The organism is Massilia sp. YIM B02769 (assembly GCF_030411995.1).
In the GTDB taxonomy this organism is placed as follows: domain Bacteria; phylum Pseudomonadota; class Gammaproteobacteria; order Burkholderiales; family Burkholderiaceae_D; genus Telluria.
Window position 1 is genome coordinate 1 of record NZ_JASNRC010000013.1, and the last position, 25,541, is coordinate 25,541.

Below are 25,541 nucleotides of genomic sequence, written 5' to 3' on the forward strand. Positions count from 1 at the left end.
CGCTGCGCAGGTCGCCGCCATCGGCATCGCCAACCAGCGCGAAAGCACCGTGGTCTGGGACCGCGCCACCGGCGAACCGATCGCCCGTGCCATCGTCTGGCAAGACCGCCGTACCGCCGGCGCTTGCGACCGCCTGCGCGCCGAAGGCCACGCGCGCCTGATCCAGCGCAGCACCGGCCTCGAACTCGACGCCTATTTTTCCGCGACCAAGCTAGCCTGGCTGCTCGACCATGTGCCCGGCGCGCGCGAACGCGCCGAGCGCGGCGAACTGTGCTTCGGCACCGTCGACAGCTGGCTTGCTTATCAACTCTGCGGGCGCCACGTCACGGATGTGAGCAACGCTTCGCGCACCATGCTCTACAACATCCACACGATGCGCTGGGACCCGGCGCTGCTGGCGCTGTTCAACATCCCGGAAGCGCTGCTGCCGGAAGTCGTGCGCAGCGCCGGCGAAGTCGGGCGGGCGAAGGAAGAATGGTTCGGGCGTGCGATTCCCGTGTCCGGCATCGCCGGCGACCAGCAGGCCGCCACCTTCGGCCAGGCCTGCTACGCCAAGGGCATGGTCAAGAATACCTATGGCACCGGCTGCTTCATGCTGATGCACGCCGGCTACATGGCGCCGGTATCGCGCAATCGCTTGCTGGCGACGATCGGCTGGAAGGTCGACGGCCGCACCGACTACCTGCTGGAGGGCAGCGTCTTCATGGGCGGCGCCACCGTGCAATGGCTGCGCGATGGCCTCGGCATCATCAAGGAATCGAAGGATGTCGAGCCGCTGGCGATGTCGGTCACCGACAGCGGCGGCGTGATGCTGGTGCCGGCTTTCGTCGGCCTCGGCGCGCCGCACTGGGACCCGTACGCGCGCGGCGCCATCGTCGGCATGACGCGCGGGACCACCGCCGCCCACATCGCGCGCGCCGCGGTGGAGGCGATCGCCTACCAGAGCGCGGAATTGCTCGATGCGATGCAGAAGGATGCCGCCTGCCCGGTGACCGAGGTGCGCGCCGACGGCGGCGCCGCCCGCAACGACTTGCTGATGCAGTTCCAGGCCGACCTGCTCGGCGTGCCGGTGGTGCGCCCCGCGGTCACTGAAACCACGGCGCTCGGCGCGGCTTATCTGGCCGGCCTGGCGCAAGGCTTCTGGAGTTCGCGCGAGGAGATCGAATCGCTGTGGCGTGCCGCGCGCCGCTTCGAGCCGGCCATGCCCGCCGAGCGGCGCCAGGAATTGATGGCGCGCTGGGCGCGGGCGGTGCACCACGCCAAGGCCTGGGCCGAACATTGATACGATGGAGTGAAGGATGCAGTTTGCAATCGCCCCGGTGGGCAATGGCGTATTCTGGACCATGGCGGCGATTACCTTGCTGGCCTGCGCGGCGCCCTTGCTGGTGATCCGCCGCGACGGCCTGGCGGTCAGCATGAAGAACGTGGCGCTGTCGGCGCTGCTGATCTTGCCGTTCACGATGACGCTGGCCTACTCGGTGCATGACAACGCGCTGCGCGTCGAGGGCGGCAAGATCCTGCTGCGCGCCGCCCATTTCTACGAGCACGACCGGCCGCTGACGGATTTCAACCTGGACGCGGCGCGCGTCGGCAGCTACGGCGCCATCCCGGAGGCGCATCTCGGCGCGCGCCGCAACGGCATCCACATGCCGGGCTATACGGCAGGCCGTTTCAAGGGCGCCGGCGATGGCCTGGTGTTTGCCGTGATGACCGACCGCAGCCGGGTGGTGTATTTGCCGGCCAAGGTCGGGCCGTCGCTGCTGGTGAGCGTGGAGCAGCCGGAAGCGTTCCTGGCCGCCCTGCGCGGCGGGAAGTAGGGTGGACGGCTCCGCCGTCCACGCGTTCAACGACATCCTGAAACGACGCGCCAGTGCCGCCGTGCGTTGAACGCGTGGGCGGCGCACACGTCGCGTAAGTGCGTCGTGCAGGGTGGAGCCGACCACCCTACGCTTATTTCTCCACGACTTCCAGGTCGAATTCGTCGACGCCGGCGATCTCGCCGTGCACGCGGTCGCCCGGCACCAGCGCACCCACGCCCGATGGTGTACCCGTGAAAATCAAATCGCCCGGCGCCAGCGTCACCAGGCGCGACAGGTGGGCGATGATGTCGGCGATCGGCCAGATCATCTCGTCCAGCGTGCCTTCCTGGCGCACTGTGCCGTTCACCGAAATGCGGATGCAGGCGTCTTCCGACGGATGGCCGAAGCTGCTTACCGGGCGCAGCGGCGAGCAGGGCGCGGAGGCGTCGAAGCCTTTCGCCATGTCCCAGGGGCGGCCGTTTTCCTTGGCCGCCGATTGCAGGTCGCGCCGGGTCAGGTCCAGGCCCACGCCGTAGCCCCAGATTTTCGACAAGGCTTCGTCCGCCGGAATGTCGGCGCCGCCGCTGCGCAGGGCCACCACCAATTCGATCTCGTGGTGCAGGTCTCCCGTGGCTGGTGGATAGGGCAGCGCGCCCTCGGCCGGCACCACGGCATCGGCCGGCTTGGTGAAGAAGAAGGGCGGCTCGCGGTTCGGATCGCTGCCCATCTCGCGTGCGTGGGCGGCGTAGTTGCGGCCGACGCAGAACACGCGGCGGATCGGGAAGCGGGCGCTGCTGCCGAAGATGGCGAGCGAGGGAGGGGCGGGCGGCGTGAAGGCGTAGTCGGTCATGAATGCTCTCTGATTGGCACGGTTGCTTCCATTCTAATGCCCCGGCACGAAACGGGGCGTCTTTCCCCCATGGGGGGCGTTTTCCGTGTGCCGGCCAAACCCCCGCGGGTTTACCCCAGCGCAGATGAGATCGCACCATTTCGAACTATTTGTTTTGATGAGGTCAAATAAATAGCTGGTTTTAGATGACTCTCGATTTTGGGTTGCCGAGGCCTTGCCCTAATTAGCTCTTTTTAGCTTTCTCATCTGCATGAATAGTGCGTTTTTGTGTAATCCAGCGCGGTTTACCCGTAAACAATATGTGAGGAGCGTTTTATGAAGAACCCCATGCGGCAGCATGCCATCGATATTCCTGTATCCGTTCACGTATTCAACGATTTGTGCGCTTACCGCGAACGCGGCGGTGACCGGCGCGACCTGGCAGTGCTCGCAGAAACGGCAATTGCGCATTGGCTGGCCTTGCAGGCGCAGCAGCCCGCCCTGTACGCCGGGCGGCGTGCCATCAGCGGCTACCAGTGGAAAAACCTGTTCCTGCCCTCGGGTACGCTGTTACGCACACGTTACCGCGGCAAGAGTTATCGCGCGGCGGTCGATGGCGACGATATCGTGTTTGAAGGCCGCAAAATGTCGCCCAGCGAATTCGTCAACGCATTGGGCGGCGCGGCGCGCAATGCCTGGCAGCGCATCTGGATCCTGTTTCCGAACGAAGCGAAGTGGCTGCTCGCCGCCAGGCTGCGCGATCAGAACGACTGGCGCGCCTAGAACCCGATCCGCCCCTTGCCCGGCGCTGGCCGCAAGCGCACATCCTCGACACTGACGTGGCTGCGCCCCTCGGCCACCGCATAGCCCAGGCAATCGAGCAAGGTCTTGCGAAGTTCGCGCGGCGCCACCGGCGCCAGTTTGTCGAGCACGGCCTCGCTCAGTCCCTCGTCGAAACCCGACAGGTTCAGCTCCACGACCAGCGCCGCCAGCATGCGCCGCGCAATCCCGGCGGCCTGCTCGCGCGTCGGCGCCGGTACCTCGTACACCGCCATCCGGTTCAGCAGCGGCGCCGGAATGCCCTCGGTGGAATTGGCCGTCAGCACCCAGCAGATCTGGCTGGCGTCGATCTCGACGTCGATGTATTCGTCGCGGAAGGCCTGGGCCGTTTCGGGTTCCAGTAGTTGATACAGCGCCGCCAGCGGATCGGACTGCGACGAGCCGCTCGCCTTTTCCACTTCGTCGAGCACCACCACCGGATTGGCAAACTGGCCGCGCACCAGGCGTTCGGCCACCTTGCCGCATTTCGCCCCGCGCCAGCTGGCCGAGCTGCCGGTGATGACGAAGCCGGCCGACAGCGCGTTCATGCCGATCAGTTCGAACTCGGTGCCCATGGCCCGCGCCAGCCTGCGCGCGAAGTGGGTCTTGCCGACGCCCGGCCCGCCGAGCAGCAAAATCGGCATCAGGTTGAAGCCGCGGTTGCCGGCGTGGGCCAGGCGCAGGTAGCGCGCCAGGTCGTCCAGCACTTCCAGGAAATTCGGGCACTCGTCGCGCAGCGGGTCGAGGGCGTCGAGGGAAGAGGGCGTGGTCACGAAGCGCTCGGGGCCGCTTGCCAGCATGCGCTCGTAGAAGGCGTCGAGTTCCGGCGAACGGCCGCGGCTGCGCTCGAGGGCGTCATGGACGTCGATCAGGTCATAGACGGGGCGGGTTCGGGCAAGGGCGATGCTCACGGCGGCTCCTTTTATGCACAAATCCTAACCCGGCGCACGCCTGTTACGCAATTTTGTCGCCACTGTCGCGTGCGCCCCTCGGTGTTGTCGATGACCGGCTAAATCCAGACCAATTTTTGCGCCAGATCAAACGTAAAGACAGCTTGTCTAGATGAGGTAGCACTTTCACTGTTTTAGCTAAGTGCTTCATTTATCGGGACATTTTGTCTGGAGATCACTTCAGGGAAGCGCGCTAAGTCCTTGGTTTCATTGGCAAAATCGGAAAGTTTCCGGACGGAATTCGCTTGACCAGCAACAACGCTTCCTCTAAAGTGGGAAACGGTGTGAAAAAGTGCAGTTTTGTGGGAGAAATTCAGGTCTCCCGGCGCGCAAAACAACTAAACTGATAACTCTCCAAAACTAGGTACCTACGTGTTTCAAGGCGCGTCAGCGATCAATCTCGATGCGAAAGGCCGGATGTCAATACCGGCAAAGCACCGTGACGCCCTTGCGCTTCAGTGCGAAGGCCGCCTGACCCTTACCCGCCACCCGCATGGCTGCCTGCTGCTGTTCCCCCGTCCCGTCTGGGAAACCCACCGCGACCAGATCGCCGCCTGGCCGATGTCGGCGCGCGCGTGGCAGCGCATTTTCCTCGGTAACGCCTGCGATGTCGAGGTCGATAGCGCCGGCCGCATCCTGATTTCCCCCGAACTGCGCGGCGCCGTCGGGCTGGAAAAGGAAGTGATGATGCTCGGCATGGGCACCCACTTCGAAATCTGGGACGCCGCCAAGCTGGCCGCAGACGAGGCCGAGGCGGTTGCCGGCGGCATGCCGGATGTCCTTTCCAATTTCTCTTTCTGAGGCACCGATGATTACACCCGATACGGTGCCGGTACTGCAGCATCGCACGGTGCTGCTTGACGAAGCAGTCGATGCGCTCAACCTCCAAGAAGGCGAGCGCAAGAATGGTATCTATATAGACGGCACCTTCGGCCGCGGCGGCCACAGCCGCCTGCTGCTGTCGCGCCTGGGGCCGAACGGCCGCCTGGTCGCTTTCGACAAGGACCCGATGGCGATCGCCACCGCCGAACAGGTCGCCGATCCGCGCTTCGGCATCGTCCACGACAGTTTCGCCACCATGGGCGAGGCCCTGCGCGCGCGCGGCATCGAACAGGTCGACGGCATCCTGCTCGACCTCGGCATCTCGTCGCCCCAGGTCGACGACGCCGGCCGCGGCTTCAGCTTCCGCAACGACGGTCCCCTCGACATGCGCATGGACACCACGCGCGGCATCTCCGCCGCCGAGTGGATCGCCAGCGCCACCGAACAACATTTGGAAAAGGTCATACGCGATTATGGGGAAGAACGGTTTGCTTTTCAGATTGCAAAGGCGATTGTTGCTCGCCGGGCAGTCGAGCCAATTTCAGGCACACGCCAGCTTGCCGCAATCGTGGCAGACGCGGTCAAGACTCGGGAAAAAGGCAAGGATCCGGCAACCCGCAGCTTTCAGGCTATCCGGATTTTCATCAATAAAGAGCTTGAGGACCTCGAAGCCGGACTGAGCGCCGCCTACGATCTGCTGGCGCCGGGTGCGCGCATGTCGGTGATCAGCTTCCATTCGCTGGAAGACCGCATCGTCAAGCAGTTCCTGGCCAGTAAGGCCAAGGTGGCCCAGCCCGACCGCCGCCTGCCGATCCGCGCCGTCGATTTGCCGCAGCCGCAGATGAAGCTGATCGCCAAGATCAAGCCGAGCGACGCCGAAGTCGACGCCAATCCGCGCGCCCGTTCGGCGGTGCTGCGCGTGGCCGAGCGTCTGGAAGATGCAGCGAAGGGTAAGGCCCGATGAGCAACAAGCTCAACGTCGTGCTGGCCAGCGGCTTGATCGCCTGCGGCCTGACCCTCGTTAACGCGCGCTACGAGGCGCGCCACCTGTTCATCGAGCTCGAACGCCTGCAGCAGCAGTCGCGCCAGCTCGACATCGACTGGTCGCAGCTCCAGCTCGACCAGTCCACCCTTGGCAAGAACGAGCGCATCGAACAGATCGCGCGCACTGAATTGAATATGGCTCCGCTGACCCCGGCCCGCACCCAGTACCTGACGGAGGGCGCGCAATGAAGCGCGACAAGCCCTTCACCACCGGCCGCGTGGCCGCCTCGAAAGGCATGGCCTTCTCGAAGAGCCCGGTGCTGGCCGTGCGCCTGCCGGACTGGCGCTCGCGCGTGATGCTGTTCGTGCTGTTCGCCGCCTTTGCCGCGCTCGGCATCCGCGCGCTCTGGCTGCAGGGCATGTCGACCCAGTTCCTGCAAAAGCAGGGCAAGAGCCGCTACGAACGCACCCTGGAACTGCCGGCCACGCGCGGCAAGATCATGGACCGCAACGGCGAAGTGCTGGCCTCGTCGCTGCCGGTGCGCGCCGTCTGGGCGATCCCCGAAGACGTGCTGCAGTCGCCGCCGGAAAAGATCAGCGCACTCGCGCGCCTGCTCGACATGCCGGAAGCGGAACTGCGCAAGAAGCTCGATTCCGACCGCACCTTCGTCTACCTGAAGCGCCAGGTCGAGATGGACGTGGTCGCCCAGATCGAGAAGCTCAAGATCAGCGGCATCGACACCCGCAAGGAATACAAGCGCTACTACCCGCAGGGCGAAGTCATGACCCACGTGGTCGGCTTCACCAACGTCGAAGACGTGGGCCAGGAAGGCATGGAGCTGGCGCAGCAGAAGTCGCTGGTCGGCACCACCGGCAGCCGCCGCGTGATCAAGGACCGCCTGGGCCGCATCGTCGAAGACCTGGGCCTCTCGCGCGAGCCGCACGACGGCAAGGACCTGGTGCTGTCGGTCGACAGCAAACTCCAGTACATCGCCTTCAACAGCGTGAAGAACGCGGTCGAGAAATTCAACGCCCAGGCCGGCGGAGCCGTGGTGCTGGATGTCCAGACCGGCGAAGTGCTGGCCATGGCCAACTACCCGAGCTACAACCCGAACGACCGCCGCCACCTGACCGGCGCCCAGCTGCGCAACCGCGTCATCACCGACACCTTCGAGCCCGGCTCGACGATCAAGCCGGTGACCGTGGCCCTCGGCCTGGAAACCAAGCGCATCACCCCGAACACCGTGTTCGATACTTCTCCTGGGCGCATGGTCGTGACGGGCAAGACCATCCGCGACACCCACAACTACGGCGTGCGCACCGTGGGCGGCATCATCCAGAAGTCCTCGAACATCGGCGTGGTGAAGATCTCGCAGCTGATCCCGCCGCAGGAAATGTGGGAGATGTACACCAAGCTCGGTTACGGCCAGGCGCCGCGCTTCGGCTTTCCCGGCCCCACCGCCGGCCGCGTGCGTCCATGGAAATCGTGGCGCCCGATCGAATACGCGAACATGGCCTTCGGCCACGGCCTGTCGGTGTCGCTGCTGCAGATGGCGCGCTCGTACATGATCTTCGCGCGCAACGGCGACATCATCCCGCTGTCCTTCGTGAAGGTGAACGAAAAGCCGGTCGGCCAGCAAGTCATCTCGCCGCAGACCGCGGCCCAGGTGCGCACCATGCTCGAATCCGTCGTCAGCCCGGAAGGCACGGCCTCGAAGGCGCAGGTGCCGGGCTACCGCGTGGGCGGCAAGACCGGTACCGCCGAGAAGATCGTCAACGGCCACTATTCGCGCACCGACAACATCGGCTACTTCGTCGGCATCGCGCCGATGTCGAAGCCGCGCTTCATCATCGCGGTCATGGTCGATAACCCGCGCGGCGCACTGCGCACCGGCGGCAGCGTCGCCGCTCCAACCGCCGCCGACCTGGCCGCCAACGCGCTGCGCGCGGCCAACGTGCCGCCCGACTCGTCGGTAACCGACATCATCATCCCGGACGAGCCGGAAGAGGAGAGCATGTGATCACCCATCGCGAAATCTGCCAGTGGATCGTTGCCGCCGCACCGGGCGGCAAACTCGTTTCCGACTCGCGCCAGGTGGTGCCGGGCGACGTCTTCTTCGCCTATCCGGGCGATGCCGGCGACGGCCGCGACTATATCCGCGCCGCCATCGAGACCGGCGCCGCCGCCGTGGTCTACGACCCGAACGGCTATTCCTGGAACGACGCCCTGAACGTGCCGCACCTGGCCGTGCCCGACCTGAAGCCGCAGGCCGGCATCATCGCCCACGCCGTCTTCGGCCGGCCCGACATCGACATGTTCACCGTCGGCGTCACCGGCACCAACGGCAAGACCTCGTGCGCGGTCTGGCTCGGCCAGGCATTCGCCAAGCTGGGCGACACCGCCGCCGTCATCGGCACGCTCGGCGTGGCCATGTACAAGGGCGCGGCCGAACCGGAGTTCCAGGTCACCGGCTACACCACGCCCGACGCCGTGCTGCTCGCCAGCCGCCTGGCCAAGGTGCGCGAAGCGGGCGCCCGTTCGCTGGCGATCGAAGTCTCGTCGATCGGCCTGGAGCAGGGCCGCACCGCCGGCATGCACTTCGACGTCGCGATCTTCACCAACCTGACGCGCGACCACCTCGACTACCACGGCGACATGGAAACCTACGAGGCGGCCAAGGCCAAGCTGTTCGCCTGGCCCGAGCTGCAGAATGCGGTGGTGAACCTGGACGACCCGGCCGGCCAGCGCCTGGTCGCCAAGCTGCGCGCCACCAATCCCGGCCTGGCCGTCACCGGCTACACGCTCAAGGATGAAGCCGAACAGCCGGCCATCGATGGCGTGCGCATCCTGCGCGCGACCAACAAGCGCGCGCGTCCGGCCGGCGCCGAATTCCAGCTCGAAGCGCAGGGCGCGAGCCTGCCCGTGAGGACCCAGCTGGTCGGCCACTTCAACATCAGCAATGCGCTGGCCGTGCTGGGCGCGCTGCTGGCGAAGGGCGTGGAACTGAAACGCGCGGTCGAGGCCATCGAGTCGCTGCGCCCGGCGCCGGGCCGCATGCAGCAGGTCGGCGGCCAGGATGCGCCGCTGGTCGTGATCGATTACGCGCACACGCCGGACGCGCTGGAGAAGACCCTGGGCGCGCTGCGCCAGGTGGCGGGCGAACGTGGCGGCGCGCTGTGGTGCGTGTTCGGCTGCGGCGGCGACCGCGATCCGGGCAAGCGTCCGCAGATGGGGGCGATTGCGCAGATGGCCGATGGGGTCATCGTCACCAGCGACAATCCGCGCAGCGAGGATCCCGCCGCCATCATCGCCCAGATCGTGGCAGGCATGCAGCCCGGCGCGCAATACCAGGCCATCGAAGACCGCGCCGCCGCGATCCTGTACGCGGTCAAGCACGCGAACAAGCAGGACGTGATCCTGCTGGCCGGGAAGGGCCACGAACCCTACCAGGAGATCAAGGGCAAGAAGCTGCCGTTCTCCGACGCAGACCACGCCGCGCTGGCCCTGACCGCGCGGCTCACCATGATGAGGACTCACTAAGCATGCGCGGTTCGCTCGCCCAACTGATCGCATCGATGCCCGGCGCCCAGCTCACCACGGATGCCGTGTTCGATGTCGTCTCGACCGACAGCCGTACGGCTCCCGCCGGCGCGCTGTTCGTCGCATTGCGCGGCGAAACCTTCGACGCCCACGATTTCCTGGACGGCGTCGCATCGCGCGGCGTGGCCGGCGTCGTCGTCGAGCGCCTGCCGGACGGCTGGACCCTGCCGGCCATCGTGGTGACGAACACCCTGACGGCCCTGGGCCAGATCGCCAACAGCTGGCGCCGCGAGCATGCGATCCCGCTGATCGGCGTCACCGGCAGCAACGGCAAGACCACGGTCAAGGAAATGATTGCGGCTATCCTGGCTGCGGCGTTCGGCGAGAACGCGCGCCTGGCCACGCAGGGTAACCTGAACAACGAGATCGGCGTGCCGCTGACCCTGATGCGCCTGGACGCGGCGCACCGCGCGGCCGTGGTGGAACTCGGCATGAACCACCCGGGCGAGATCGCGCGCCTGGCCGCCATCGCCCAACCGACCGTCGCCCTGGTCAACAACGCCCAGCGCGAGCACCAGGAATTCATGCACACGGTGGAAGCGGTGGCGCTGGAAAACGGTTCGGTGTTCGCGGCGTTGCCGAGCGACGGCGTCGCCGTGTATCCGGGCGACGATCTCTACACGCCGGTGTGGCAGGGACTGGCCGCGCACTGCCGCAGCCTGAGCTTCGGCCTGGATGAGCGCTGCGACGTGCGCGCCACCTACACCGCCAGCGGCTTCGGTAACAATTTGAAAGTGACGACCCCGGACGGCGCATTCGCGGTGACACTGGCGGCCGCGGGCGAACACAATGTGCGCAACGCGCTCGCCGCGTTTGCCTGCGCGCTGGCTGCCGGCATCGAGGGCGAGGTCATCGTGCGCGGCCTGGAAAGCTTTGCGCCGGTCGGCGGACGCCTGCAGCGCAAGCAGGCCGCAAACGGCGCGCTGGTCATCGACGACACCTACAACGCGAATCCGGATTCGATGCGCGCCGCGATCGACGTGCTGGCCGCCTATCCGGCGCCGCGTTTCCTGGTGATCGGCGACATGGGCGAAGTCGGCGCCCAGGGCAAGGAATTCACCGAAGAGATTGGCGCATATGCGCAGGCACGCGGCATCGAGCACGTGCTGGCAACGGGCGATCTGTCGCGCCACCTGGCGGCGACGGGCGCCGCGTATTTCGAGCAGTTCGACGCATTATTGGCAGCACTGGAACAGCAACTGGGCGGCAATTCTGATGCAACTGTGTTGGTGAAGGGCTCGCGCTTCATGAAGATGGAACGCGTGGTCAATCACCTGATTGGTTCAACAAACACTGGCAAGGACGCCCACTAACACCATGCTTCTCTGGCTTGCACAATACCTGCAGGACTATATCGGTCCGATGCGCATCTTTAACTTCATCACCTTCCGTGCGGTGTCGGCCGCGATCACCGCGATCGCGCTCGGCCTGTTCACCGGCCCGGCCGTGATCCGCAAGCTGACCGAACTGAAGGTCGGCCAGGCCGTGCGCACCCAGGGTCCGCAGACCCACCTGAAAAAACACGGCACCCCGACCATGGGCGGCGTGCTGATCCTGATTTCGATCGCCATCTCGACCCTGCTGTGGTGCGACCTGTCGAACCGCCTGATCTGGCCGGTGCTGGTAGTGACGCTCGGCTTCGGCGCCGTCGGCTGGGTCGACGACTACCGCAAGGTGGTGTACCAGGACCCGGAAGGCATGCGCTCCGGCGAAAAATACTTCTGGATGTCGCTGATCGGCATCGCGGCCTCGCTCTACCTGGCGTTCTCGGTCTCGGCCAGCAACCCGTGGGAAGTCGGCCAGCTGTTCTGGGCCTGGGTGCAGTCGGGCTTCTCGATGGACCTGCCGCCAAAGGCCGACCTGATCGTCCCCTTCTTCAAGACCATCAGCTATCCGCTGGGTGTCTGGGGCTTCATCGCGCTGACCTATTGCGTCATCGTCGGCACCTCGAACGCGGTGAACTTCACCGACGGCCTCGATGGCCTGGCCATCATGCCAACCGTGATGGTGGGCGGCGCGCTGGGCCTGATCGCCTACCTGACCGGCAACGTCACCTACTCGAAATACCTGTTCATCCCGCACATCGCCGGCGCCGGCGAACTCTTGATTTTCTGCGGCGCGCTGGCGGGCGCGGGCCTGGCCTTCCTTTGGTATAACGCGCACCCGGCGCAGATGTTCATGGGCGACGTCGGCGCGCTGGCGCTGGGCGGCGCGCTCGGCACCATCGCCGTCATCGTGCGCCAGGAGATCGTGCTGTTCATCATGGGCGGCGTGTTCGTGGCCGAGACCCTGTCGGTGATCATCCAGGTGAGCTGGTTCAAGTTCACCAAGAAGCGCTATGGCGCCGGCCGCCGCGTGTTCCTGATGGCGCCGCTGCACCACCATTTCGAACAAAAAGGCTGGAAGGAGACCAAGGTCGTGGTCCGCTTCTGGATCGTGACGATGATCCTGGTCCTCATCGGTCTCTCTACTCTCAAGCTGCGCTGATCCATGAACTACAACGGCAAACTCGCACTGGTACTGGGGCTCGGCGAATCCGGGCTCGCGATGGCGCAATGGCTGGCGCGCTGCGGTGCGCGCGTGCGCGTGGCCGACACGCGCGCCGAGCCGGCACGCCTGCCTGCATTGCGCGAAGCCGTGCCCGAGGCCGAGTTCGTGGCCGGCGAGTTTGCCGCCGACCTGCTCGACGGCGTGAGCTTTGTCGCCATCAGCCCCGGCCTGGCGCCGAACCGCGAACTGGCCGCCATCGGGCCGGCCGCGCAAGCGCAGGACATTCCGCTGTGGGGCGAGATCGAACTCTTCGCCCAGGCGCTGGCATCGCTGAAGGAGAGCGCAGGCTACAGCCCGAAGGTCATCGCGATCACCGGCACCAACGGCAAGACCACCGTCACCAGCCTGACCGGTTTGCTGTGCCGCCGCGCCGGTTTCGCTACCCGCGTGGCCGGCAACATCAGCCCGGCGGCGCTGGACGTGCTGCGCGAGGCGCTGCTTGAAAACAAGCTGCCGCAGGCCTGGGTGCTGGAACTGTCCAGCTTCCAGCTGCACACCACCTTCAGCCTGAACGCTGATGCGGCGACGGTCCTGAACATCACCCAGGACCACCTCGACTGGCATGGCGACATGGCGGCGTATGCTGCCGACAAGGCGCGCATCTTCGGTGCGGACACCATCCGCGTACTGAACCGCGACGATGCGACCGTGATGGGCATGGGCGCACCGGGTGCTGCGCAAGTCACGTTTGGCACCGGTGAGCCGGATGCGCCGAACGCCATGGGCCTGGTCAACGAGCGCGGCGTGCTGTGGCTGGCCACGGCCGTCGCCGGCGAGGCCAGCGAGAAGAAATTAAAGAAGGGCGAAGTCGCCGAACCGGTCGAGATCACCGTGAATCGCCTGATGCCGGCCGACGCCCTGAAGATCCGCGGCCTGCACAACGCCTCGAACGCGCTGGCCGCGCTGGCCCTGTGCCGCGCCGCCGGCCTGCCGCTGGCGCCGCTGCTGCACGGCCTGCGCGAGTACGCGGGCGAGCCGCACCGCGTGGAACTGGTCGCGCACATCGAGGGCGTCGACTTCTACGACGACAGCAAGGGCACGAACGTCGGCGCCACCGTCGCCGCATTGCAGGGCCTCGGCAAGGCCTTTGCCGGCCAGGACCAGCAGATCGTGCTGATCGCCGGCGGCGACGGCAAGGGCCAGGACTTTACGCCGCTGGCCGAGCCGGTGTCCCGCTACGTGCGCGCCGTGCTCCTGATCGGCAAGGATGCCGCGGCGGTGAAAGCCGCCATCGAGCCGTCCGGCGTGCCGTGCTTCGACATGAACGAGTTGCCGCAGGCGACGCGCCGCGCGGCGGGCCTGGCGCGCGCGGGCGACTGCGTGCTGCTGTCGCCGGCTTGCGCCAGCCTCGACATGTTCACCAATTACGCGCATCGCGCCCAGGTGTTCGTCGACACCGTGCGTGACATCGCGCTGGACCGGGGAGTCGAGCTCTGATGGCTTTCCAGATCCCCTTCAAATTCTCGGGTTCGAGCAGCGAGGCGGCCATCGCCGAACGCGCACGCCCGTCGAAAATGATGAACTACGACCAGCCGCTGGTCTGGGTGGTGCTGATCCTGATGCTGTTCGGGATGGTGATGGTGTATTCGGCCTCGATCGCGCTGCCGGACTCGCCCAAGTTCTCTTACCTGCAGGGCAAGCACGAATACTTCCTGATGCGCCAGGCGATCTTCATCTCGGTGTCGGTGGTGGCGGCTTACTTCGCCTTCCGCATCCCGGTGGCGGTATGGCAGAAGCTGGCGCCGCTGATGTTCGTGGTCACGCTCTTCATGCTGATGCTGGTGCTGGTCCCCGGCGTCGGCGTGTCCGTGAACGGTGCGCGGCGCTGGCTGTCGCTGAAGGTATTCCAGGTGCAGCCGTCCGAGATCATGAAGATCGTCGTGGTGCTGTACGCCGCCGACTTCACGGTGCGCAAGCAGCAGTTCATGCACAAGCTGACCAAGGGCTTCATGCCGATGGCCTTTGCCGTTGGCGTGGTCGGCATGCTGCTGCTGCTCGAACCCGACCTGGGCGCCTTCGGCGTGATCGTCTGCATCGCCATGGGCATCCTGTTCCTGGGCGGCTTCAACATGATCTGGTTCGGCGGCATCGGCGCCATCCTGGTGGTGGTGTTCTCGTCGATCATCGCGCTGTCGCCGTTCCGCCGCGCGCGCATGTTCGCCTACCTCGACCCCTGGCAGGAAGACAATGCCCTCGACAAGGCTTACCAGCTGACCCACTCGCTGATCGCCTTCGGGCGCGGCGAACTGGCCGGTGTGGGCCTGGGCAACAGCGTCGAGAAGCTGCACTACCTGCCGGAAGCGCATACCGACTTCATCATGGCCGTGATCGGCGAGGAATTGGGCCTGGCCGGCGTGCTGGTGGTGCTGGCGCTGTTCTACTTCCTGGTCAAGCGCGCCTTCGACATCGGCCGCCAGGCCATCGCACTCGACCAGTTCTTCGCGGGTCTTGCCGCGAAAGGCATCGGCATCTGGCTGGGCGTGCAGACCTTCATCAACATGGGCGTCAACCTGGGCCTGCTGCCGACGAAAGGCCTGACACTTCCATTGATGAGCTATGGCGGCACCGGCATCATGATCAACTGCGTCGGCCTGGCCATCCTGCTGCGCATCGACTACGAGAATCGCGTCCTGATGCGCGGAGGACGCATATGACCAAGAAGCTGATGATCATGGCCGCCGGCACCGGCGGCCACATCTTCCCCGGCGTGGCGATCGCCCAGACCATGCGCGCGCGGGGCTGGAGCGTCACCTGGCTGGGAACGGCCCACGGCATGGAAAACGAATTCGTGCCGAAGCAGGGCATCGCCATGGACAGCATCGATTTCGCCGGCCTGCGCGGCAAGGGCCTGGGCCACACCGTGAAGGGCGCCTTCAAGATGGCGGCCAGCTTCGCCACCTGCCTGCGCGTGCTGGGTCAGCGCAAGCCCGACGTGGTGCTGGGCATGGGCGGCTATGTGACGGTACCGGGCGGGATGATGGCGCGCACGCGCGGCATTCCGCTGGCGCTGGTGAACGCCGACGCCGCGCTGCTGTTGTCGAACAAGACGTTGACGCCGCTGGCGAGCCGCGTGCTGTTCGGCTTCCCGGCCGACTTCGGCAACGCCGCCGGCAAGGCGGTCGTCACCGGCAACCCGGTGCGCCAGGCCATCCTGGATTTGCCGGCGCCCGCCGCACGTTTCGCCGGCCGCACCGGCCCGTTGCGCGTGCTGGTGGTGGGCGGCAGCCTGGGCGCGAAGGTGCTGAACGACAGCGTGCCGGCCGCGCTGGCGCGCATCGACGCGAATGTGCGTCCGATCGTGACCCACCAGTCGGGCAAGAAGAACATCGACGCCTTGCGCGCGGCCTATGCGGCGGCGCAAGTGCAGGCCAACGTGGTCGACTTCATCGACGACATGGCGGCCGCCTATGCCGAAGCGGACCTGGTGATCTGCCGCGCCGGCGCGATCACCGTGTCGGAATTGACGGCGGCGGGCGTGGCCAGCGTGCTGGTGCCCTTCGTGGCATCGACTACCAGCCACCAGCGCGACAACGCGGTGTGGATGGACAAGCAACAGGCGGCGATCCACCTGCCGCAGGGGGAGCTCTCGGCCGAACGCGTGGCCCAGCTCCTGATGAACACCACGCGCGCGCAATGCCTGGCCATGGCCGAGGCGGCGCAACTGGTCGGCAAGCGCGACGCCAACGAAGCCATCGCAGCCGTACTCGAACAACTCGCCAATAACAAGAAATAAGAATGAAGCACAAGATCAAGCACATCCACTTCGTAGGCATCGGCGGCAGCGGCATGAGCGGCATCGCCGAGGTGCTGCTCAACCTCGGCTACAAGGTGTCGGGTTCCGATTTGTCGAGCAACCCGGCCGCCCAGCGCCTGAAGGACCTGGGCGCACGCGTCTACCTCGGCCACGCCGCCGAGAACATGCTGGGCGCCGATGCGGTCGTGACCTCGACCGCCGTTAACGAAGCCAACCCGGAAGTGATGGCCGCGCGCGCCGCCCAGATTCCGGTGGTGCCGCGCGCGATCATGCTCGGCGAACTGATGCGCCTGAAGCGCGGCATCGCGATTGCCGGCACCCACGGCAAGACCACCACCACCAGCCTGGTCGCATCCGTGCTGGCCCAGGGCGGCCTGGACCCTACTTTTGTGATCGGCGGGCGCCTGACCGCAGCCGGCGCGAATGCCAAGCTCGGCACCGGCGACTTCATCGTGGCCGAGGCCGACGAGTCGGACGCCTCCTTCCTGAACCTGTCGCCGATGATCGAGGTGATCACCAACATCGACGCCGACCACATGGAAACCTACGAGCACGACTTCGAGAAACTGAAGGCAGCGTTCGTCAATTTCACCCACCGCCTGCCGTTCTACGGCCGCGCCATGCTGTGCATCGACGACCGCCACGTGCGCGCCATCCTGCCGCAGGTAACGAAACCGGTGACCACCTACGGTTTCGCTGAAGACGCGCAAGTGCGCGCCCTGGATGCCTACGCCGACGGCGTGCACATGCACTTCACGGTGCGCCAGGAAGGCTACCCGGACACCAAATTCGTGCTGAACCAGCCGGGCATGCACAACGTGCTGAATGCCTGCTCGGCAATCGCCATCGCACGCGAGATCGGCATCGACGATGCCGCCACCGCCCAGGGCCTGCTGGAATTCCGTGGCGTCGGCCGCCGCTTCACCCGTTATGGCGAGGTCGCGCTGGAAGGCGGCGGCAGCTTTACCCTGGTCGACGACTTCGGCCACCATCCGGTGGAGACCGAAGTGACCCTGGCCGCCGCACGCGCCGCCTACCCGGGCCGGCGCCTGGTGCTGGCTTTCCAGCCGCACCGCTACAGCCGCACGCGCGATTTGTTCGAGGACTTCGTGAAGGTGCTGGCGACCCCCGACGTGCTGCTGCTGGCCGAAGTGTATCCGGCCGGCGAGGCACCGATCGTGGCCGCCGATGGCCGCGCCCTGGCCCGTGCACTGCGCGCCGGCGGCAAGACCGAACCGATTTTCGTGGAAACGATCGCCGAGATGCCCGACGCGATCCGCCAGGTGGCACGTGACGGCGACGTCGTGCTGACCATGGGCGCGGGCTCGATCAGCGGTATTCCGCACTTGTTAACTTCTTCTTCAAAGGTGGCTTCGTGAGCACTTCATCCGCTACTGACATCGTCACGAATTTCGGCAAGGTCGGCGTCCTGCTCGGCGGCCGCTCGGCCGAGCGCGAGGTATCGATCATGTCCGGCACCGGCGTGCTGCAGGCACTCAAGAGCCGCGGCATCGACGCCCACGCCTTCGACCCGGCCGAGCGCTCGCTGGCCGAACTCGCGGCAGAGCAATTCGACTGTGTTTTCATCGCGCTGCACGGCCGCTACGGCGAAGACGGCAGCCTGCAGGGCGCCCTCGAGCAGCTCGGCATTCCCTACACCGGCAGCGGCGTGATGGCCTCTGCGGTCGGCATGGACAAGATCACCACCAAGATCATCTGGCTCTCGAAAGGCATCCCGACCCCGCGTTATGCGAGTGTGAAGCCGGGCGACGACCTCGACGCCGTCGTGGCCGGACTGGGCCTGCCCTTGATCGTCAAGCCGCCGCTGGAAGGCTCGACCATCGGCATCACCAAGGTGGAAAAAGCCGAGGAATTCGAGGCCGCCGTGGCGCTGGCCGCCGGCTTCGACGAGGTGATCCTGGCCGAGGAATTCGTCACCGGCCGCGAGTTCACGGTCGCCGTGCTCGGCGCGGGCAAGGATGCGCGCGCGCTGCCGATCGTCGAGATCGTGGCCCCGGCCGGCAACTACGATTACCAGAACAAGTACTTCACGGACGACACCCAGTACCACTGCCCGGCCGATTTGCCGGCAGAACTGACTGAAGAAATCCAGAAGCATGCCGTCAACGCCTATCGTGCCCTCGGCTGCGAAGGCTGGGGCCGGGTCGACGTGCTGGTGCGCGAGCGCGACATGCGTCCGTTCCTGCTGGAGGTGAACACCTCGCCGGGCATGACCGGGCACTCGCTGGTGCCGATGGCGGCGCGCGCGGTGGGCATCGACTATGAAGCGCTGTGCGTCGAGATCCTGCGTTCGGCGCGCTGCAAGATGGTGAAGGCACAAGGCTGACAAATGTGGCATGACGTACGCGCCCTGAACGCCACCGCCAGCACGCTGCTGGCGGCGACGCTGCTCGCCGGCCTGGCGTCCGGCGTGTGGTGGCTGTCGCAGCGGCCGATGTTCACGCTGCGCGCGGTGAAGGTCGAGAGCCTGTACGGCATCGGCCTGCGCCACGTGAACGAACTCACGGTACGGAACAGCGTGCTGGGCAAGATCCGCGGGAATTTCTTCACCACGGACCTGGACCAGGTGCGCACGACTTTCGAGGCCGTGCCCTGGGTGCGGCGCGCCACGGTGCGGCGCGAGTGGCCGAACCAGCTGATCGTCGAGGTCGAGGAACACGAGGCGCTCGGCACCTGGGGCGAAGGCCGCCTGTTGTCGGTGAAAGGGGATGTCTTCACCGCCAACCTGGCCGAGGCCGACGACGACCACGAGCTGCCGGCGTTCACGGGTCCGGCCGGCAGCGAGAAGGAAGTGCTGGCACGCTTCGCCGAACTGCGCGCCTGGTTCGCGCCGGTGAAGCTGGTGCCGCAGGAACTGGCGCTGTCCTCGCGCTACGCCTGGACCGTGAAGCTGGACAACGGCATGAGCGTGGAGCTTGGCCGCGAGCAGGACAGGAATACCGTCAAGGGGCGCGTGGCGCGCCTGGTCGGCGTCTACCCACAGCTGGTCGCCCGGCTGCAGGAAGGCCGCATCGACACCATCGACATGCGTTACCCGAACGGCCTGGCCTTGTCGTCGGCGGCACTCACCGTGCCTGCGGATGCGACAAAGCCGGTGAAGCCGACGGTCAAGAAAAAAACAACCAACAAAACAACCAAGCATATCTAAAGCAGGCGAGCAATGACAAAAGACGCGAAAAACCTGATCGTCGGCCTCGACATCGGCACCTCGAAGGTGGTGGCCGTCGTGGCCGAGGTGATGTCCGACGGACGCCACGAGGTCATCGGCCTCGGTCAGCACGAGTCGAAGGGATTGAAGAAGGGCGTCGTGGTGAACATCGAGGCCACCGTCGAATCGATCCAGCGCGCGCTCGAGGAAGCCGAGCTGATGGCCGACTGCAAGATCCGCAATGTGTATGCAGGCATCGCGGGCAGCCATATCCGCTCGTTCAACTCGAGCGGCATGGTGGCGATCAAGGAGAAGGAAGTCACGGCGACCGACGTCGCGCGCGTGATCGAGACGGCGAAAGCCGTGAACATCCCGACCGACCAGCAGTTGCTGCACACGGTGCCGCAGGAGTTCATCGTCGACAACCAGGAAGACGTGCGCGAGCCGATCGGCATGAGCGGCATCCGCCTCGAAGTGCGCGTGCACATCGTCACCGGCGCGGTGTCGGCGGTGCAGAACATCGTCAAGTGCGTGCGCCGCTGCGGCCTGGAAGTGTCGGACCTGATCCTGCAGCCGATGGCCTCGGCCGACGCCGTGCTCACGGTCGACGAGAAGGAGCTCGGCGTGGTCCTGATCGACATCGGCGGCGGCACCACCGACATCGCGGTCTTCAGCGACGGCGCGATCCGCCACACCGCCGTGATCCCGATCGCCGGCGACCAGATCACCAGCGACATCGCGATGGCGCTGCGCACGCCGACCGGCGAGGCGGAAGAAATCAAGCTGCGCTACGGCGTCGCCAAGCAGGTGCTGGCCGATCCGGGCGAGACCCTGGAAGTGCCGGGCCTGGGCGACCGCGGCCCGCGCGCGCTCTCGCGCCAGGCGCTGGCCGCCGTGATCGAGCCGCGCGTGGAAGAACTGTTCGCGATGGTGCACCAGGTGGTGCGCGAGTCCGGCTACGAGGGCGTGCTGTCGTCGGGCATCGTGCTCACCGGCGGCACCGCGATGATGCCGGGGATGATCGAGATGGCCGAGGACATGTTCCTCAAGCCGACCCGCCTCGGCACGCCGGACTACCGCGGCCAGCTGGCCGACGTGGTGCGCAGCCCGCGCTACGCGACTGTTTTGGGATTGTTATTGGAAGCGAAAAAGCAGTACCTGCGAGGCCATATCGTGACGCGCCAGGATGGTTCGGTAAAGGCGGTTTGGCAACGCATGAAGGAATGGTTCTTGGGTAATTTCTAAATGAATTTCTAAGCAGCAACCGACGTCGGCAATAAGCGTCTTTGATTCGATACAAACACACATATTTTTACAATACCTAGCAGTAACCAAGGGCCAGTCCTGATAACCTTGTGAGGTTTGGCGCTTGGGTGCTGCAATTTGAAGATGAGGAGTCACATCATGGAGTTCGATATGGTCGATAACGCAGCACTGGGAACGGTGATCAAGGTCGTCGGCGTGGGTGGTGCAGGCGGCAACGCCGTGCAGCACATGATCAACAAAGGCGTCTCGGGCGTCGAGTTCATCGCCGCGAATACCGATGCCCAGGCACTTGCGGCATCGAGCGCGAACAACATCATCCAGATCGGCGAGTCCGGCCTGGGCGCCGGCATGCGTCCGGAAATCGGCCGCCAGCTGGCCGAGCAAACCCGCTCGCGCATCGAGGATTCGCTGCGCGGCGCGCACATGGTCTTCATCGCCGCCGGCATGGGCGGCGGCACCGGCACCGGCGCCGCCCCGATCGTGGCCGAAGTCGCGAAAACCATGGGCGCCCTGACGGTGGCCGTGGTCTCCAAGCCGTTCTCGTACGAAGGCAAGAAGTGCATGGACGTGGCCGAAGCCGGCCTCGAAGAACTGTCGAAGCACGTCGACTCGCTGATCATCATCCTCAACGAAAAGCTGGAAGACATCTACGAAGACGAATCCATGCTGGAGTGGATGAAGCATGCCGACGACGTGCTGAACAACGCCGTCGCCGGTATCGCCGAGATCATCAACGTGCCGGGCCACATCAACGTCGACTTCAACGACGTGAAGACCATCATGAGCGAGCAGGGCAAGGCCATGATGGGCACCGCCACCGCTTCGGGCGTGGACCGTGCGCGCATCGCCGCCGAACAGGCTGTCGCTTCGCCGCTGCTGGACGGTATCGACCTGTCGGGCGCCAAGGGCGTGCTGGTCAACGTGACCGCGTCGCGTGGCCTGAAGGGCAAGGAGATCAAGGAAGTCATGGCCGCCGTGCGCGCCTTTGCCGCCCCTGACGCATCGATCGCGCAAGGCATCGCCTACGACGACGCGATGGGCGACGAGATCCGCGTGACCGTGGTCGCCACCGGCCTGGGCAAGGCGCAGAAGATGCAGCTGGTCCAGCCGCAGCAAGTCCTGCGCACCGGCACCTACAACGCCCCGATGATGGGCGCGACCGCCGGCCTGCCGGGCGGCCTGACCATGGGCCAGACGGGCGTCGGCGGCGGCGATGTCGGCGGCAAGCAGCCGGCCGTGTGGCGCCGCGAGCAGGCATCGGAACAGGTGCAGGCGATGCAGCGCAACGGTGTCGAGACCTACGACATTCCGGCTTTCCTGCGCAAGCAAGCCGACTGATCGTCTAAACGATTAGGGTCGTATCCAAAAACGGGACCGGAGCTTGCGCTCCGGTCCCGTTTTTTATTGGCCCGCGACGTGTGATGCGTAGGGTGGGCGCCCCTGTGCCCACGCGGTGATAGTTTGCGTAGTAGTTCCCGGCACGATATCGGAGCCAACAATGCGCAGCGTTCACTAGAACCCCGGCGCCGGCACCTCGGGAATCGGGTTCTGCAAACTCACGTTCAGCATGTTCCAACCCCGGATCACCGCGATCGCATACCCCAGTTCCGCGATCTCGTTATCGCTGAACTGCGCACGCAGCTCCGCGAAATCCTCGTCCGTCGGCGGTGAATGCGGAATCGCATTCACCGCCTCAGCCCAGCGTAGCGCCGCCCGCTCGCGCGCGCTGAAGAAGGGCGCCTCGCGCCAGCCGGCGATCGCGTTCAAATGGCGCGGGTCGGCTTCCTGCTTGACGAGGTCGCGCCAGTGCATATCGATGCAGACCCCGCAGCCGTTGATCTGCGAGACCCGCAAGTTGACCAGTTCCACCAGGCGCGGGCCGAGCGAACTCTTTTTCACGCTGGCCGACAGCGCGATCATCGCCTGCAGGTTCGGGTGGGCCAGCTTGTAGAAATCGATGCGTGCAGCGTGAGACATGGTATGTGTCCTTTCAGGAAAGGGAGGCGCACCGTGCGCACTCCATGCCATCCAGACGATCCGGCGCCCGCGTTTGTGACAGCCGCACGCTAGATCGTTTGCGGCGCCCCCGCCAGCTTGTCGGGATTGCGGATCACAAACGCCGCCACGATGCGCCCGGCGTCGACAATGAAGGACTGGGCCGACTCGATCCGGCCATCGACGTAGCGCAGCAGCCCCGGCTCGCCATTCACCAGCGCCTGGCGGTAGGCCACCCGCCCCGGAAACGCGTGCTCGACCGACCAGTAGACCCCGGCCACGCGCCCGGCGCCTTCGAGCACGCGCAGGAAGGATTTCACCTTGCCGCCGCCATCCGACACCAGCTGCACGTCGTCCGCCATCAGCGCCTTCATCGCCGTACGGTCGCCCGCGCCGGCGGCCTGCATGAAGCGCGCCAGCAGTTCGCGGTGGGCCGCCTGCGGCACGTCGAAGCGCGGCTGTTCCTGCTTCACGCGGGCCTGGGCGCGGTGCACCAGCTGGCGGCAGGCCGCTTCCGACTTGCCGAGCATGGCGGCGATGTCCGGGTAATCCTGGTCGAACACCTGGCGCAGGAGAAAAGCGGCGCGCTCCTCGGGCGCCAGCCGTTCCAGCACCCACAGGAAGGCCACCGACACGTCGCTGGCCAGTTCGGCCGCCGCTTCCGGCGTGTGCGCGTCCTCGATGAGCGGCTCGGGCAGCCACCAGCCGACGTAGGCTTCGCGTTCCAGCTTGCGGCTGCGCAGGCGGTCGATGGCCAGGCGCGTGGTGACGGTCACCAGCCAGGCTTCGGGTGTGGCGACGCTTGCGCGCTCGCTGCCGTTCCAGCGCAGCCAGGCGTCCTGCACCACGTCCTCGGCGTCGGCGCGCGTGCCGAGCATGCGGTAGGCAATGGCGAACAGGCGCGGGCGCACAGTTGCGAAGCTGTCGGTCGGCGCAAGAGAGGAGGGCAGGGTCATAGGGGCATTCTCGATTCGGTTGGCGATCCATGCAAGACGGCCGGCACCGCCTGTTTGTGACAGCTTGCCGTCTGTCGGCCCGCCTGTCGATCCGTCGCATGGCCAGCGGCGGAGGGATACCTCTGTTGTAGACTAGAAAGATGCTCATTCGTTCCGCAACGTCTTCTCTATTCGCGCAGGCCTGGCGTGCATTCTGGTCGCTGCGCAAGCGCCGCGCCGCCGGCCTGTGGGCGGACATCCTCATCGCCGCGGGACTGGCAGTGCTGGCCTGGGCCGCCCTGTGCCTGCTCGGCATGGCCGGCGTGGTGACCGTGACCGTGCCCGATGCCAGCTTCCTGCGGCGCCTCCTGCTCGGCATGCTGCTGCTGTTCCTGGCGATCGCCTGGAGCATGCTGGCCGTGGCGCGCCTGCTTGAAGCGCTGCTGCCGGAACCGATGCTGGCGCGCTTGTCACCGGTGCGCGACTGGCGCGCGGCGGCGCTGGTCAGCCTGATCCTGCTGGCCGGCCTGATGCTCGGAAACCTGCTCGGCAGCGCGCTGCTGGCCCTGGCCTATCCCGGCAGCGAGTTGTTCGCCTCTTCGGCGCTGCGGCGCCAGCTGCGCGTGCTGCAGTTCCTGCCTTTCCTGGCGATCGTCGCCGCGCTGTTCTGGCGTGGCCGTTTGCAGCGCCAGAAGATGCAGGCCCAGGCAGCCGAAGCGCAATTGCGCCTGCTGCAGGCGCAGATCGAACCGCACTTCCTGTTCAATACCCTGGCCAACATCGAAAGCCTGCTGGACGCCGACCCGCCGCGCGCCCGCGCCATGCTGGAAGCCTTCTCCGACCATCTGCGCGCCGGCATGGGCCAGCTGCGTGTGGACGAGACCACGCTTGGGGCCGAACTCGAGATGGCGGCCAACTACCTGCGCCTGCTGCAGATCCGCATGGGAGAGCGCCTGCGCTTCTCGGTCGAGGCCGGGCCGGATGCACGCGCCGCGCTGCTGCCGCCACTGCTGCTGCAGCCGCTGGTCGAGAACGCGATCCGCCACGGCCTGGAGCCGAAGGTGGCGGGCGGGGAAGTGCGCATCGTGGCCGCGGTCGAGAACGGACGCCTGTGCGTGCAGGTACGCGACGATGGCATGGGGGCCGAAGCCCCGCCGGCCGCGAAGGGCGCCGGTTCCGCGTTGGACAACATCCGCGCCCGCCTGCGGCACCGCTACGGAGAGCGCGCCAGCCTGCGCCTGATGCACGGCGCCGGCACCGACGCCACCATCGAACTCCCTTACAAGCCCAAGCCATGATCTCTTCCGCACACCGTGCCCTGATTGCCGACGACGAACCGCATCTCGCCCAGCACCTGAAGGCGCAGCTGGAAAAGCTCTGGCCCGAACTCGCGATCGTGGCCGTGGCCAACAACGGCATCGACGCCGCCGCCCTTATCGCCGAACACGAACCCGAGCTCGCCTTTCTCGACATCCGGATGCCGGGCATGAGCGGACTGGAAGTCGCGCAAGGCATCGAGGGCCGTACGCGCGCCGTTTTCGTGACCGCCTACGACGAATACGCGGTGCAGGCCTTCGAGCACGCGGCGCTCGACTACCTGCTGAAGCCCCTGCGCGCCGAGCGCCTGCAGCGCACGGTCGAACGCGTGCGCGCGGCCTTGGACACGCCGCCGCAGGACGACGCGGCCCTGGCGCAGGCCCTGCGCCGCCTGCTTGGACAGCCCGCCGGCGAACGGCTGCGTTATCTGAGGGCGGGGAAGGGCGGCATGGTCCACAACATCGCGGTGGGCGACGTCCTGTTCTTCCAGGCCGACGACAAGTACACCGTGGTGCGCACCGCGGGCGACGAATACCTGATCCGCACGCCCATCGCCGAACTGACGGCGCGCCTCGATCCCGACGAGTTCTGGCAGGTACACCGCGCCACGGTCATCAACCTGGCCCACCTGGCCGGCACCCGGCGCGACGAGGCCAGCCGCCTGTTCCTGCGCATGCGCGGCTTCGCGACCGAGCTGCCGGTGAGCCGCGCCTACGTGCCGCTGTTCGCGGCGATGTAAGTACTTGTCCAC

At 66.2% G+C, this 25,541-nt stretch carries 24 protein-coding genes; 20 read left to right on the top strand and 4 right to left on the bottom strand.

What is annotated here, in order from left to right:
- Together glpK and QPK31_RS20140 are read left to right on the top strand one after the other, a co-directional pair.
- Positions 1 to 1,282, top strand: a 1,282-nt coding sequence (glpK, locus tag QPK31_RS20135) for a glycerol kinase GlpK (RefSeq protein ID WP_290424668.1), incomplete at its 5' end; no start/stop codon positions are given.
- 16 nt (positions 1,283 to 1,298) lie between these two features.
- Positions 1,299 to 1,817: a hypothetical protein gene (locus QPK31_RS20140; RefSeq protein ID WP_290424669.1), complete on the top strand. Its 519-nt coding sequence runs from the start codon at positions 1,299 to 1,301 to the stop codon at positions 1,815 to 1,817.
- A 133-nt stretch (positions 1,818 to 1,950) separates the two neighbouring features.
- Here the strand turns inward: QPK31_RS20140 and QPK31_RS20145 are convergent, their stop codons facing one another.
- Positions 1,951 to 2,649: a fumarylacetoacetate hydrolase family protein gene (locus tag QPK31_RS20145; protein ID WP_290424670.1), complete on the bottom strand. Its 699-nt coding sequence runs from the start codon at positions 2,647 to 2,649 to the stop codon at positions 1,951 to 1,953.
- Between the two features lie 315 nt (positions 2,650 to 2,964).
- On the opposite strand from QPK31_RS20145, the gene QPK31_RS20150 reads away from it, so the two are divergent.
- Positions 2,965 to 3,411: a hypothetical protein gene (locus tag QPK31_RS20150; protein WP_290424671.1), complete on the top strand. Its 447-nt coding sequence runs from the start codon at positions 2,965 to 2,967 to the stop codon at positions 3,409 to 3,411.
- Here QPK31_RS20150 and QPK31_RS20155 read toward each other — a convergent pair.
- Entirely contained in the window at positions 3,408 to 4,358 is a 951-nt protein-coding gene (locus QPK31_RS20155; protein ID WP_290424672.1) for an AAA family ATPase, read from the bottom strand. The genes QPK31_RS20150 and QPK31_RS20155 overlap by 4 nt on opposite strands.
- A 411-nt stretch (positions 4,359 to 4,769) precedes the next feature.
- Between QPK31_RS20155 and mraZ the strand changes: the two genes are divergently transcribed.
- The 15 genes from mraZ to ftsZ all read left to right on the top strand — a co-directional run bounded on the left by mraZ (position 4,770) and on the right by ftsZ (position 21,881).
- Entirely contained in the window at positions 4,770 to 5,198 is a 429-nt protein-coding gene (gene mraZ, locus QPK31_RS20160; protein WP_229438001.1) for a division/cell wall cluster transcriptional repressor MraZ, read from the top strand.
- Between the two features lie 7 nt (positions 5,199 to 5,205).
- Positions 5,206 to 6,183, top strand: coding sequence for a 16S rRNA (cytosine(1402)-N(4))-methyltransferase RsmH (gene rsmH, locus QPK31_RS20165; RefSeq protein WP_290424673.1), 978 nt, complete (start codon positions 5,206 to 5,208; stop codon positions 6,181 to 6,183).
- Complete coding sequence (gene ftsL / locus QPK31_RS20170) at positions 6,180 to 6,452, top strand: cell division protein FtsL (protein WP_290424674.1); 273 nt, start codon at positions 6,180 to 6,182, stop codon at positions 6,450 to 6,452. Before rsmH ends, ftsL begins: the two co-directional genes overlap by 4 nt.
- Positions 6,449 to 8,224, top strand: coding sequence for a penicillin-binding protein 2 (locus QPK31_RS20175; RefSeq protein WP_290424675.1), 1,776 nt, complete (start codon positions 6,449 to 6,451; stop codon positions 8,222 to 8,224). The genes ftsL and QPK31_RS20175 overlap by 4 nt, the downstream gene beginning before the upstream one ends.
- A complete protein-coding gene (locus QPK31_RS20180) occupies positions 8,224 to 9,744 on the top strand; it encodes a UDP-N-acetylmuramoyl-L-alanyl-D-glutamate--2,6-diaminopimelate ligase (protein WP_290424818.1) in 1,521 nt (506 codons plus the stop codon). The genes QPK31_RS20175 and QPK31_RS20180 overlap by 1 nt, the downstream gene beginning before the upstream one ends.
- A 2-nt stretch (positions 9,745 to 9,746) precedes the next feature.
- On the top strand, positions 9,747 to 11,117 hold the full coding sequence (gene murF / locus QPK31_RS20185; RefSeq protein ID WP_290424676.1) for a UDP-N-acetylmuramoyl-tripeptide--D-alanyl-D-alanine ligase: 1,371 nt from the start codon (positions 9,747 to 9,749) through the stop codon (positions 11,115 to 11,117).
- A 4-nt stretch (positions 11,118 to 11,121) separates the two neighbouring features.
- Entirely contained in the window at positions 11,122 to 12,291 is a 1,170-nt protein-coding gene (gene mraY / locus QPK31_RS20190; RefSeq protein ID WP_290424677.1) for a phospho-N-acetylmuramoyl-pentapeptide-transferase, read from the top strand.
- Positions 12,292 to 12,294: 3 nt separating this feature from the next.
- Entirely contained in the window at positions 12,295 to 13,791 is a 1,497-nt protein-coding gene (murD, locus tag QPK31_RS20195; protein WP_290424678.1) for a UDP-N-acetylmuramoyl-L-alanine--D-glutamate ligase, read from the top strand.
- Positions 13,791 to 15,008 carry a putative lipid II flippase FtsW gene (ftsW, locus tag QPK31_RS20200; protein WP_290424679.1) on the top strand — a complete coding sequence of 406 codons (1,218 nt, stop codon included), beginning with the start codon at positions 13,791 to 13,793 and terminating at the stop codon, positions 15,006 to 15,008. The genes murD and ftsW overlap by 1 nt, the downstream gene beginning before the upstream one ends.
- Positions 15,005 to 16,087: an undecaprenyldiphospho-muramoylpentapeptide beta-N-acetylglucosaminyltransferase gene (gene murG, locus QPK31_RS20205; protein ID WP_290424680.1), complete on the top strand. Its 1,083-nt coding sequence runs from the start codon at positions 15,005 to 15,007 to the stop codon at positions 16,085 to 16,087. The genes ftsW and murG overlap by 4 nt, the downstream gene beginning before the upstream one ends.
- Before the next feature lie 2 nt (positions 16,088 to 16,089).
- Positions 16,090 to 17,487, top strand: a complete 1,398-nt coding sequence (murC, locus tag QPK31_RS20210; protein WP_290424681.1) for a UDP-N-acetylmuramate--L-alanine ligase — start codon at positions 16,090 to 16,092, stop codon at positions 17,485 to 17,487.
- Entirely contained in the window at positions 17,484 to 18,455 is a 972-nt protein-coding gene (locus tag QPK31_RS20215; RefSeq protein ID WP_290424682.1) for a D-alanine--D-alanine ligase, read from the top strand. The genes murC and QPK31_RS20215 overlap by 4 nt, the downstream gene beginning before the upstream one ends.
- A 3-nt stretch (positions 18,456 to 18,458) precedes the next feature.
- Positions 18,459 to 19,277 carry a cell division protein FtsQ/DivIB gene (locus QPK31_RS20220; RefSeq protein WP_290424683.1) on the top strand — a complete coding sequence of 273 codons (819 nt, stop codon included), beginning with the start codon at positions 18,459 to 18,461 and terminating at the stop codon, positions 19,275 to 19,277.
- 12 nt (positions 19,278 to 19,289) lie between these two features.
- Positions 19,290 to 20,522 carry a cell division protein FtsA gene (gene ftsA, locus QPK31_RS20225; protein ID WP_290424684.1) on the top strand — a complete coding sequence of 411 codons (1,233 nt, stop codon included), beginning with the start codon at positions 19,290 to 19,292 and terminating at the stop codon, positions 20,520 to 20,522.
- Positions 20,523 to 20,681: 159 nt separating this feature from the next.
- Positions 20,682 to 21,881 (top strand): cell division protein FtsZ, encoded by a 1,200-nt coding sequence (ftsZ, locus tag QPK31_RS20230; RefSeq protein ID WP_290424685.1) that lies wholly within the window; start codon positions 20,682 to 20,684, stop codon positions 21,879 to 21,881.
- Between the two features lie 174 nt (positions 21,882 to 22,055).
- On the opposite strand, the gene QPK31_RS20235 is transcribed toward ftsZ, so the two are convergent.
- Both QPK31_RS20235 and QPK31_RS20240 read right to left on the bottom strand, forming a co-directional pair.
- Positions 22,056 to 22,520, bottom strand: a complete 465-nt coding sequence (locus QPK31_RS20235) for a carboxymuconolactone decarboxylase family protein (RefSeq protein ID WP_290424686.1) — start codon at positions 22,518 to 22,520, stop codon at positions 22,056 to 22,058.
- A gap of 89 nt (positions 22,521 to 22,609) precedes the next feature.
- Positions 22,610 to 23,494, bottom strand: coding sequence for an RNA polymerase sigma-70 factor (locus QPK31_RS20240; RefSeq protein ID WP_290424687.1), 885 nt, complete (start codon positions 23,492 to 23,494; stop codon positions 22,610 to 22,612).
- Between the two features lie 140 nt (positions 23,495 to 23,634).
- On the opposite strand from QPK31_RS20240, the gene QPK31_RS20245 reads away from it, so the two are divergent.
- Positions 23,635 to 24,771: a sensor histidine kinase gene (locus tag QPK31_RS20245; RefSeq protein ID WP_290424688.1), complete on the top strand. Its 1,137-nt coding sequence runs from the start codon at positions 23,635 to 23,637 to the stop codon at positions 24,769 to 24,771.
- Positions 24,768 to 25,529 (top strand): LytTR family DNA-binding domain-containing protein, encoded by a 762-nt coding sequence (locus tag QPK31_RS20250; protein WP_290424689.1) that lies wholly within the window; start codon positions 24,768 to 24,770, stop codon positions 25,527 to 25,529. Before QPK31_RS20245 ends, QPK31_RS20250 begins: the two co-directional genes overlap by 4 nt.
- The last annotated feature ends 12 nt before the right edge of the window (positions 25,530 to 25,541 follow it).

What these genes read in the sequence shown, in the direction of transcription:
- QPK31_RS20245 (WP_290424688.1), top strand. Translation starts at nt 23,635, where the DNA reads ATGCTCATTCGTTCCGCAACGTCTTCTCTATTCGCGCAGGCCTGGCGT.
- QPK31_RS20140 (WP_290424669.1), top strand. Translation starts at nt 1,299, where the DNA reads ATGCAGTTTGCAATCGCCCCGGTGGGCAATGGCGTATTCTGGACCATG.
- QPK31_RS20175 (WP_290424675.1), top strand. Translation starts at nt 6,449, where the DNA reads ATGAAGCGCGACAAGCCCTTCACCACCGGCCGCGTGGCCGCCTCGAAA.
- murG (WP_290424680.1), top strand. Translation starts at nt 15,005, where the DNA reads ATGACCAAGAAGCTGATGATCATGGCCGCCGGCACCGGCGGCCACATC.
- QPK31_RS20220 (WP_290424683.1), top strand. Translation starts at nt 18,459, where the DNA reads ATGTGGCATGACGTACGCGCCCTGAACGCCACCGCCAGCACGCTGCTG.
- mraY (WP_290424677.1), top strand. Translation starts at nt 11,122, where the DNA reads ATGCTTCTCTGGCTTGCACAATACCTGCAGGACTATATCGGTCCGATG.
- murC (WP_290424681.1), top strand. Translation starts at nt 16,090, where the DNA reads ATGAAGCACAAGATCAAGCACATCCACTTCGTAGGCATCGGCGGCAGC.
- ftsW (WP_290424679.1), top strand. Translation starts at nt 13,791, where the DNA reads ATGGCTTTCCAGATCCCCTTCAAATTCTCGGGTTCGAGCAGCGAGGCG.
- QPK31_RS20235 (WP_290424686.1), bottom strand. Translation starts at nt 22,520, where the DNA reads ATGTCTCACGCTGCACGCATCGATTTCTACAAGCTGGCCCACCCGAAC.
- ftsA (WP_290424684.1), top strand. Translation starts at nt 19,290, where the DNA reads ATGACAAAAGACGCGAAAAACCTGATCGTCGGCCTCGACATCGGCACC.
- murD (WP_290424678.1), top strand. Translation starts at nt 12,295, where the DNA reads ATGAACTACAACGGCAAACTCGCACTGGTACTGGGGCTCGGCGAATCC.
- QPK31_RS20250 (WP_290424689.1), top strand. Translation starts at nt 24,768, where the DNA reads ATGATCTCTTCCGCACACCGTGCCCTGATTGCCGACGACGAACCGCAT.
- QPK31_RS20240 (WP_290424687.1), bottom strand. Translation starts at nt 23,494, where the DNA reads ATGACCCTGCCCTCCTCTCTTGCGCCGACCGACAGCTTCGCAACTGTG.
- murF (WP_290424676.1), top strand. Translation starts at nt 9,747, where the DNA reads ATGCGCGGTTCGCTCGCCCAACTGATCGCATCGATGCCCGGCGCCCAG.
- rsmH (WP_290424673.1), top strand. Translation starts at nt 5,206, where the DNA reads ATGATTACACCCGATACGGTGCCGGTACTGCAGCATCGCACGGTGCTG.
- QPK31_RS20150 (WP_290424671.1), top strand. Translation starts at nt 2,965, where the DNA reads ATGAAGAACCCCATGCGGCAGCATGCCATCGATATTCCTGTATCCGTT.
- ftsL (WP_290424674.1), top strand. Translation starts at nt 6,180, where the DNA reads ATGAGCAACAAGCTCAACGTCGTGCTGGCCAGCGGCTTGATCGCCTGC.
- ftsZ (WP_290424685.1), top strand. Translation starts at nt 20,682, where the DNA reads ATGGAGTTCGATATGGTCGATAACGCAGCACTGGGAACGGTGATCAAG.
- QPK31_RS20145 (WP_290424670.1), bottom strand. Translation starts at nt 2,649, where the DNA reads ATGACCGACTACGCCTTCACGCCGCCCGCCCCTCCCTCGCTCGCCATC.